The organism is Candidatus Accumulibacter vicinus (genome assembly GCF_000584955.1).
GTDB classification, from domain to species: Bacteria; Pseudomonadota; Gammaproteobacteria; order Burkholderiales; family Rhodocyclaceae; genus Accumulibacter; species Accumulibacter vicinus.
This window is the reverse complement of the sequence record NZ_JDSS02000043.1, coordinates 48,546-58,344: the sequence shown is the minus strand read 5'-3', so window position 1 is coordinate 58,344 and position 9,799 is coordinate 48,546. Positions and strand designations below refer to the sequence as shown.

The following is a 9,799-nucleotide window of genomic DNA, read 5'->3' as shown; positions in this document are numbered from 1 at the left end:
CGTAGCCTTCCGGTTTCTGTTTTCGGTATTCGCTGGTGGCCGGGATCTGGCCGACATAATCCAGAATCGCCTCGGCGATTCGGCGGCTGGCTCGAAAGTTCGATTGGCGTCGTGCAAAGCGTTTTTCGGTTGACATGGTCAGAGTGTTGGCTACGGTTATGGTGAAAGTCGCATCAGCGACTCACGAGTTGCCCCTTTTCCGGACCCGGGAGAGGGATGCAAGAGCGGTCGCCGTTCCCGGCCGCCCGGCGCCAGACACTGGCGAGCCAGGGCTGTTGCGCGCACGGCAGGCCGGTCGGGCGGTAATAGTGCTCGAGTTCGACGAAGCCCGCATTCAGCAGCCAGCGTCGCCAGGCTGTGAGGTCGTGGAAAACCCCATAGCGTCCGTCATGCCAGCCTTCCTGATTGTTCCCGCGCGGGTTCGAGCAGAACAGGACGCCGTCCGGCTTGAGGGCGGCGTGCAGTTGTCGCAGAACGCGCAGCAACGCCCGGCTGGGGACATGGAACAGCGAGGCATTGGCGAATACCCCGTCGAAATGCCCTGACGGGAGATCAAGACTCAGGAAATCCTGTTCCCAGACCGTGCAACCCGTGTCGCTTCGTGCCATCTCGACGAAGTTCGCGGCTCCGTCCAGCCCGACGGCCCGATGACCGAGGCGGGTAAAGGTCTTGAGATCGCGGCCCGGGCCACAGCCGAAGTCGAGAATCGTGAAGGGTGGCTGGCCGTGGATATGGCGCAGGAGCGCGGCGATGTTCTGACTCACGTCGTGGTTGCGCGTGCCTTCGCGAAAGTCTTCGGCACATTGCTGGTAATGGGCGAGTGTCCGGGCAGTGATTTGTTCGAGTGTGGTGGATGATGGCATGGTTGTGGTCGGTGACTGAACGGGTCTGCGCAGGATGGTCCTAGAGGCGATGGTAAACCCATTTGAACTGCAGATTAGCACGCGGTTGTGGCGACAATCGCCACCAGATCGGAATCTTGCTGGCCGCGGTCGCTTTCCGCGGTAGAATTTTGCGGCTGAAAGGTGGCCGCTACAGTCGCAAGCGTGGACAATTGTTCGCGGATGTGCCAATCTCGCCCACTCGGCATATCGGGCTCCGTTTCCTGCTGGCCTGATTTCGCCATCGTCAGCCAAGCTTTCCCGGATGATGATCCGTTTCCAATCAGACACCTCTTTTTTGCATGTTTGACGACCAGTTGCAGGCTCGCCAGCGCCTTCGCCGCCTTCGCCGTATACGGGAATCCGAGGGGGGGATAGCCACGCAATTACGGCGCATTGTCCTGCGTATCGTATGGGCGGGCATGGCGGTGCTGGTGTTGACCGCTGTCGGGATACTCGGTTTCTATCGGATTGCCGGTGACAACGGGAACTGGTCCGATGCGGTATATATGACCCTGATCAGCATCTCGACGGTCGGTTATGGCGAGATTATCCCTCTCCATTCGCTTCAGCACCGCCTTTTCGCTGGGTTCATTGCCATTTCCGGCCTGGGCGCGCTGACCTTCCTGTTCACCAGCCTGTCAGTGTTCTTCCTCGAGAAGGATCTGGATTATTCCCTGCGGAGACGACGGATGGAAAAAAGCATTCATAAGCTACGGCAGCATTTCATCATTTGCGGTTTCGGGCGGGTCGGCCGCAGCGTCGGTCGCGAACTGCACAATACCGGCCGACATTTCGTCGCCATCGACATCGAAGTCGAGCGTTTGGAGGGGAACCTCGACAAATTTCCCGCACTGCTCTATCTGCACGGCGACGCCTCCGACGATGATCTGATGGAAGCAGCAGATATCGAGGATGCCCGCGGCCTGTTTGCAGTGACCGGTGATGATTCGCGAAATCTGATGATCATCATTACCGCCAGACAGCTCAACCCGCGCGTGCGCATCGTGGCACGCGCCCAGGAACTACGAAATGTCGAGAAGATGCGCAAGGCAGGCGCCGACGCGGTGATCTCGCCAGATTTCACCGGTGGAATTCGCCTGGCGTCAGCAATGGTCCGACCGCACGTCGTCGGCTTCCTCGACGAGATGATCCGGTCGGACAAGAACGTGCGTGTCGAAGAGGTTCCGGTGCCTGTTAATTTCCCGCAGACCCGTGTCGGCGACCTGCGTCTGCGCAGCCCGGACTATATCCTGTTGGCGGTACGCGAGCAGGATGGCGCCTGGATATTCAATCCCAAGGTCGATGACCTCATCCACGCTGGCAGTATCATCATCGCTCTGGCCAATCCTTCGGGACGTGCACAACTCAAGGCACATCTGATCGAAAAGATGTCCTAGTTCTCTTTCTCCAGCATGAGGGGTTGCGATGGCCACCGAAACTGAAATCAAACTGTCCCTATCGGCACGCACTGCAGAGGTGTTGGCGAAGCAAGCCATGTTGAGCAACATCGAACGACATCGGCAACTGCTGATCAATACCTATTACGATACCCATGACGAGCGCCTGCGGCGCGAGCAGATGGTCGTTCGACACCGTCAAAAGGGCCGGCAGTGGCTGCTGACCGTCAAGACTGCGCCGATGCTTACCGCCGGACTGGCACAGCGTAGCGAGTGGGAGGTTCCCAGCCGGCCCGGAGAGTTCGATTTTTCGCATTTGGATGGCAGCGTCCGGGAGTTGCTCGAATCACTTCGTGAGGGTCTGCAACCCGCTTTTACCACCCGCTTCATGCGCCATACCTGGCTGCTGGAACCGCGCGCGGGCGTGCGCATCGAACTGGCACTGGACCGCGGCTGGATCGAAGCGCGGGGGCAACGCCAGACGATCCGTGAGATTGAACTGGAACTGCTCGATGGAACGGTCAGCGATCTGTTCGCCGCGGCCGCCGAGTTGCAGGCCAGCCTGCCGCTGCACCCGGAAGCCAGCAGCAAGTCCGAACGTGCCTACCGCCTGCTGGCCGACCTGCCGCTGACGGCGGTGAAAGCACTGCCCGTGCCGACCAACGCCGCGATGTCGAGCATCGAGGCCTTTCGCCTGATCGTCCTGTCCTGCCTGAACCATCTGCAAAACAATGAAGCCGGTGTCTGCCAGAGCGACGAGCCCGAGTTTGTTCACCAGGCGCGCGTCGCCATCCGTCGGCTACGATCGGCGATCCGTCTCTGGCAGCCACGGCTGCCAGAGGCTTTCGTGACCCGTTTCGATCCGCTCTGGCAGGAACTGGCGAACAAACTGGGCGACACCCGCAACTGGGATGTCTTCCTCGCGGAAACCTTGCCTGCTCTCGCCGACGCACTGCCGGGAAGGGTCGAGGTCGAGCGTTTGTCGAGCCATGCCCGGAGACGCTGCGCGAACAGTCGCAAAGCCAGCAGAAGCGCGCTCAAGTCGGCCGCGTATTCGCGCCTGTTGATCGATTTCAGTGCCGCCACCCGGTCTCTGCCGGACGATGCCGCCGGGTCGCTCACACGCTTCGTCCCGCGTTGCCTCGACAAGCGCGCCAAGCGCGTCAAGGAATGCGCCGCGGCTGCGCTGGGAACGGATGATGATGCGGCCCGTCACCGCCTGCGCGTCGCGTTCAAGCAACTGCGCTACGCGGTCGAGTTCTTTACCCCGATCCTGACCGGCCCGGTGCTGGCGAATTACCACCAGTCAGCCAGCGACCTGCAGGACTTGCTCGGACGTCTCAACGACCTGGCAGTGGCTTCGCAACTCGCTGCCGAGGCGCCAACTGCTGGCCAGGGACAGGTGATTACAGGCTGGCTGGCGGCCCAGACCGATTCACTGCTCCCCGAATTCGCCAGGCGACTCAACGATTTTCAGCAACAGCCGGTACCCTGGAAAGCAGGGTAGACGACTCGTGACGATTCGTTCGCGCCAGCCGGGAAGCCGGCGCGCCGCCAGAGATTGTCGCTGTGCGGCTGTGCCGGCAGCAAAGGGGACGCTGCGGGCTGGCGCTGTCCGACAGGACGACTGATCGGCTACAGCTTGTAAATCCAGCTGGCGATCACAAAGTAGTTGAGAACGCCGAGAATGTCGATGGCGGTGGTCACGAACGGACCGGTGGCAACCGCCGGGTCCACCTTCAGGCGCTGAAAGATCATCGGCAGGAGCACGGCCAGCAAGGCTGCGCCGGTCATGTTGCCGAGGATCGTCAGGCCGACCACCTGCCCAAGACTGACGCTGTCGTGCATCAGGTAGCCGTAGATGGCCAGGATCACACCGTAGAAACCACCGAGCAGCAGACCGACGCGCAACTCCTTGAGCACCAGTGGCACGGTATCGCGGACGTCGATCGCACCGGTCGCCAGGCCACGTACCGCGACGGTGGCCGACTGCACACCGACGTTGCCGGCCATGCCCATGACCACTGGCAAGAAGGCGCTCAACACCAGTACCTCACCGAGAATCGCTTCGTAGCGCCCGATCACCGCAGTCGCCGCGAGACCGCCGATGAACGCGGCGAGCAGCCAGGGCAGACGGATACCCGCGATCTTGAAGGCCGAGTGGGTGAGCGTTTCCGACTCGCTGGTACCAGCCATCTTCAGCATGTCGCGCGTCGTCTCTTCCTCGAGGACATCGATGACGTCATCGACCGTGACCATCCCGACCAACACATTCTCCTCGTCGACCACCGGCACGGCCAGCAGGTGATATTTTTCAACCAGCATGGCGACGGTGGTCTGGTCGGCATCCGTGGTGACTTTCATCACGCGCCGGTTCATGACCTTGTCGAGAGGCGTTCCCGGTCGGGCCAGCAGCAACTGCCGCAACGACACGACCCCGACCAGCCGCCCCGCTTCGTCGGTCAGATAGAGATAAAAAACCATCTCGACGTCTTCGCGGCTGCGAATGTTTTCGATCGCTTCTTCGACTACCAGGGTATGCGGGAGCGAGAAGAAATCGGTAGTCATGATGCCGCCGGCGCTGTTCGGGTCGTACTGCAGCAGGCTTTCGACTTCGTCCTTGCTTTCCCGGTCGAGCAAGGCCATCAGTTGTGCCCGTTGATCTTCGGGCAAATCCCCGACGAGGTCGGCCAGGTCGTCCGGCGCCACGTGTTGCAGGACCGCCGCCAGTTGTTCGATTGGCGACTCGGTCATCACCTCCATACGCAGGCTCGGCGACAACTGGCTGAAGACTTCAGCCGCCATGGCCGTGTCGCTGATCGTGTAGAAGACGTCCACCACATGCTCCGGGGGCAACTCGTCGAGGATCGATGCCATGTCAGCCGGGTGAAGCCTGGAGATCACCTTCTGCAGCGACGCCTTGGCATTGCGGTGATACAGTCGGTCGATGGTTTCGACGAGTCGCTTCTTCCGGGTGTTGTAGGCGGCAGAGGCAACCGGCTTGGTTTCGACATTGATTTGCATGACAGTTCCCCCCGATATGCAGTGTGTATGATTGATCGTCAAACCCAGCAGTCTACCGGGAGGTTGTTCATTGGTCCATCAATTAGTCAGAATAGAGGGCCCGGCGGTCGTACCTCAACCGGTTCGACCGGGCAGCACCTCGTGCAGCAGTCCGGCGGCACTGCGGATCATCTGCTCGGTGGTCTGCCAGTCGACACAGGCGTCAGTGACCGAACAGCCATATTTGAGTTGCGAGAGATCTTCCGGGATTGCCTGATTGCCGGCGATGATATTCGACTCGATCATCATTCCGACCAAAGACTGGTTGCCGAGCCGGACCTGGTTGACCGCATCGGCCATCACCAGCGGCTGCCACTCATGCTTCTTGTAGCTGTTGGCGTGCGAACAGTCGACCACGATGTTGATTGGCAGACCCGCCTTGCGCAGCGCCTGCTCGGTGATCTGCACGCTGACCGTATCGTAGTTGGGACGCCCATCGCCGCCGCGCAGAACCAGGTGACCATAACGGTTGCCGCGCGTACGAACGATGGCCGTGCGCCCCTGGGCGTTGATGCCCAGGAAGCTGTGTGGCCGTGCGGCCGAAAGGATGGCATTGACGGCAATGCCGATATCGCCGTTGGTGCCGTTCTTGAAGCCGACCGGGGTTGACAGCCCCGACGATATTTCCCGATGTGTCTGCGATTCGGTAGTGCGGGCGCCGATCGCTGTCCAGGAGATCAGGTCGCCGAGATACTGCGGCGCGATCGGGTCGAGCGCCTCGGTGCCGGCGGGCAGGCCGAGTTCGGCAAGCTTGAGGAGAAATTCGCGGGCTTTCAGCATTCCCTGATCGACACGGAAGGAATCGTCCATATCCGGGTCATTGATATAGCCTTTCCAGCCGGTGGTCGTGCGCGGCTTTTCGAAATAGACCCGCATCACCAGGTAGAGCGTCTCGCTGACCTCGTCAGCGAGAGCCTTCAGGCGTTGCGCATAGTCGAGTCCGGCGATCGGATCATGGATCGAGCACGGGCCGACGACGACAAAAAGGCGCGGGTCGCTGCGGTCGAGGATGTTGCGCAAGACCTCACGGCCGTGCATGACCAGGCGGGCGGCGCTTGCCGAGAGAGGCAGTTGGGCGTGGATTTCCTCTGGCGACGGCATGGGGTCGAAGGCGGTAACGTTGATGTTGTCGATGTCGAAGGTAGTCATGTATTTGCCTGCGTGCTCAGTTGATGAATGATGTCCTTGACCGCGGCAACGCGGTCGCCAAGGCTTGCGCAGTGGCGTTTGAGGATCAGTTTGTCCTGGCCAGCCAAGCGGTAGTTGCGGTTCTTCTGGATCAAATGGATGATGCGCATCGGGTCGATCGGCGGCTGGGCTTCAAACTGTACGACGATCTGCTCGGTGTTGGCGTCGAGCTTGCTGATCCCGAGCGGCCTGCAGAGCAGGCGCAGCCGGTGGCTGTCGAGCAGAGCGCGAGCCTGTGGCGGCAACGCTCCGAAGCGATCGATCAGCTCTTCCTGCAGGTCGGCCAGGGCCTCTGCCGTCACGCAGTCGGCGAGGCGCTTGTAAAGCGTCAGCCTTTCGTGGACGTCGGGAGCGTAGTCGCTGGGGAGCAGGGCGGGCGTATGCAGCTTGATTTCGGTGGCGATCGCCAATGGCTGCATCAGGTCTGGCTCCTTGCCCAGTTTGAGCGCCGCGACGGCGCGATTGAGCATTTCGGTGAACAGGTTGAAACCGACTTCCTGCATTTCCCCGGACTGGTTGGCACCGAGCACCTCGCCAGCACCACGGATTTCGAGGTCATGCATCGCCAGATAGAAACCGGCACCGAGTTCGTCCATCATCTGGATGGCCTCCAGGCGCTGCCTGGCCTGCTTGTTGAGCGCGGCCTCGTCGTGCGTCAGCAGATAGGCGTAGGCCTGATGGTGCGAGCGTCCGACCCGACCGCGCAACTGATGCAACTGGGCGAGACCGAATTTTTCGGCACGGTTGATGATGATGGTATTGGCGTGCGGGTTGTCGATGCCGGTTTCGATGATCGTCGTGCACAGCAGCAGATTGGCCCGTTGTTGCGTGAAGTCGCGCATCACCCTTTCCAGATCGCGTTCGTTCATCTGGCCGTGGCCGACGACGATGCGTGCTTCGGGCAACAGCTTGGCCAGCTTGTCGCGCATGTTCTCGATGGTGTCGACTTCGTTGTGCAGGAAATAGACCTGCCCACCGCGCTTGAATTCTCGCAATAGTGCTTCACGGATGACGCCGTCGGAAAATCGGCTGACGAAGGTCTTGATCGCCAGGCGCTTCTGCGGCGCGGTGGCGATCACCGAAAAGTCGCGCAGGCCTTCAAGCGACATCGCGAGCGTGCGCGGGATCGGCGTCGCGGTCAGGGTGAGCACGTCGACCTCGGCGCGCAGCGCTTTGAGCGTTTCCTTCTGGCGGACGCCAAAGCGGTGTTCCTCATCGATGATGACTAGCCCGAGACGGCCGAAACGCACGTCTTTCTGCAGCAACCGGTGCGTTCCGATGACGATGTCGAGCCTGCCGTCGGCCAGCTCCTGGAGGGCCTGCGCCGCTTCCTTGCCGGTCTTGAAACGAGAGAGTTCGGCGATTCTGACCGGCCAGTCGGCAAAACGGTCGCTGAAAGTCTGGAAATGTTGTTCGCAGAGCAGGGTGGTCGGGCAGAGAACGGCAACCTGCCGGCCACCGGCCACCGCGCAGAAAGCGGCGCGCAAGGCGACCTCGGTCTTGCCGAAGCCGACGTCGCCACAGACCAGGCGGTCCATCGGCCGGCCTGATTGCATGTCCTCGATGACCGCTGCGATGGCTGTGGCCTGATCGGGCGTTTCTTCGAAACCGAAACCGTCGGCGAAAGCGTCATAGTCATGGGTCGTGAACTCGCAGGCATGGCCCTGTCTGGCGGCGCGCAGGGCATAGAGCGCGAGCAGTTCGGCGGCGGTGTCGCGAGCCTGCAGGGCGGCGCAGCGCTTGGCCTTTTCCCATTGCTGAGAGCCGAGGGTGTGCAATGGTGCCGTATCCGGGTCGGAGCCCGAGTAGCGCGCGATGACGTGTAGCTGCGATACGGGGACATAGAGCCTGGCGTCGCCGGCGTAGTGCAGTTCGAGGAACTCCATCTCGCCTTCGCCCAGATCCAGGTGGACCAGGCCCCGATAGCGTCCGATGCCGTGTTGCTCATGCACGACCGGCGACCCCACCTTCAGTTCGGTGAGATCCCGCAGCCAGTTGTCGACCGACGCCCTGCGCTGCGCCACGTGGCGAGCGCGCCGCGACGGACTGTCGGCGTAGAGTTCGGCTTCGGTGACGACCGCCAGTTGGGCGAGCTGGAAGCCGTCATGCAGCGGGCCAACTGCCAGCGACAGGCGGCTGTCGGTCGCCAGGAAGTCGCTGAAACCGGCACAGGCGTGTGGTTTCAGGCCGTATTCCGAGAACAGTCCGGACAAGGTTTCGCGGCGCCCGGCGGTTTCTGCGAGCACCAGCACACGGCCGGGAAAGGCGGCGAGAAAGGCCTGCAGACGACCGAGCGGGTGGTCGGCGCGGCGGTCGATGGCCAGCCCGGGCAGGCCGCGTGCCGGCCCCTCCTGGTCGGCCTTCAAGTCGATTCGGGCATAAGCCTTGGCGGCAACGAAGAACGGTTCTTCGGCCAGGAAGAGGTCGGCCGGGGGCAGCAGCGGACGGCTACGGTCGCCCGCAAGCATGGTGTAGCGCGACTGTGCCTCGTGCCAGAAATCCCGGATCGCTGCCGGCACCGTGCTGTACAGGCAAAGCACGGTGTGGCGCGGCAGGTAGTCGAAAAGGGTGGCCGTTTCCTCGAAGAAAAGGGGTAGCCAGTACTCGATTCCGGCCGCCGCGAGGCCATTCGAGACGTCCTTGTAGATCCTCGAGCGCCCGGGGTCGCCTTCAAAAACCTCCCGGAAACGCTGACGGAAACGGGTGCGACCCGTGTCGTCGAGCGGAAACTCGCGTGCCGGCAGCAGGCGAACCTCGGGTACAGGATAGAGTGTGCGCTGGCTGTCGACGTCGAAAGTTTTGATGCTTTCGATCTCGTTGTCGAAGAGGTCGAGGCGGAAAGGCAGTGGCGAGCCCATCGGGAAGAGATCGACGAGACCGCCACGGATCGCGTACTCGCCCGGTGCCACGACCTGCGTGACCAGCGCGTAACCGGCCAGCGTCATCTGGGTGCGGAACTGCCCCGGATCGAGCTTCTCACCCTGTTTGAGGAAGAAAGTGTAGGCCGCCAGGTAGGCCGGCGGTGCGAGACGGTAGACCGCCGTGCCGGCGGGGACCAGCAGCACGTCACATTCACCGCGCATGACTGCATAGAGCGTTGCCAGTCGCTCGGAAACCAGGTCGTGGTGTGGCGAGAAGCTGTCGTAGGGCAGCGTTTCCCAGTCGGGTAGCAGGCGGACGCGCAGATCGGCCGCGAACCAGGGAATTTCCTGCAGCAGACGGAGTGCGTCGCCGGCGCTGGCAGTGAGCACTGCCAGCATGCGCCGC

The 9,799-nt window shown here is 62.0% G+C and carries 7 protein-coding genes; 2 read left to right on the top strand and 5 right to left on the bottom strand.

Annotation, left to right across the window (positions count from 1 at the left end; genetic code table 11):
* Positions 1–173: 173 nt before the first annotated feature.
* On the bottom strand, positions 174–863 hold the full coding sequence (locus tag CAPSK01_RS18550) for a class I SAM-dependent methyltransferase (RefSeq protein WP_273704056.1): 690 nt from the start codon (positions 861–863) through the stop codon (positions 174–176).
* A 74-nt stretch (positions 864–937) separates the two neighbouring features.
* Entirely contained in the window at positions 938–1,267 is a 330-nt protein-coding gene (locus tag CAPSK01_RS23945; RefSeq protein ID WP_273704055.1) for a hypothetical protein, read from the bottom strand.
* A 48-nt stretch (positions 1,268–1,315) separates the two neighbouring features.
* Between CAPSK01_RS23945 and CAPSK01_RS18540 the strand changes: the two genes are divergently transcribed.
* Positions 1,316–2,281, top strand: a complete 966-nt coding sequence (locus CAPSK01_RS18540) for a potassium channel family protein (RefSeq protein WP_273704054.1) — start codon at positions 1,316–1,318, stop codon at positions 2,279–2,281.
* A 28-nt stretch (positions 2,282–2,309) separates the two neighbouring features.
* Entirely contained in the window at positions 2,310–3,788 is a 1,479-nt protein-coding gene (locus tag CAPSK01_RS18535; protein WP_034930207.1) for a CYTH and CHAD domain-containing protein, read from the top strand.
* Positions 3,789–3,916: 128 nt separating this feature from the next.
* On the opposite strand, the gene mgtE is transcribed toward CAPSK01_RS18535, so the two are convergent.
* The 3 genes from mgtE to mfd form a co-directional block, all read right to left on the bottom strand.
* Positions 3,917–5,305 carry a magnesium transporter gene (gene mgtE, locus CAPSK01_RS18530; RefSeq protein WP_034930205.1) on the bottom strand — a complete coding sequence of 463 codons (1,389 nt, stop codon included), beginning with the start codon at positions 5,303–5,305 and terminating at the stop codon, positions 3,917–3,919.
* Positions 5,306–5,419: 114 nt separating this feature from the next.
* A complete protein-coding gene (locus tag CAPSK01_RS18525; protein ID WP_034930202.1) occupies positions 5,420–6,493 on the bottom strand; it encodes a 3-deoxy-7-phosphoheptulonate synthase in 1,074 nt (357 codons plus the stop codon).
* Positions 6,490–9,799: transcription-repair coupling factor (mfd, locus tag CAPSK01_RS18520; RefSeq protein ID WP_273704053.1), on the bottom strand; the 3,310-nt coding region annotated here is incomplete at its 5' end. The genes mfd and CAPSK01_RS18525, both read right to left, overlap by 4 nt.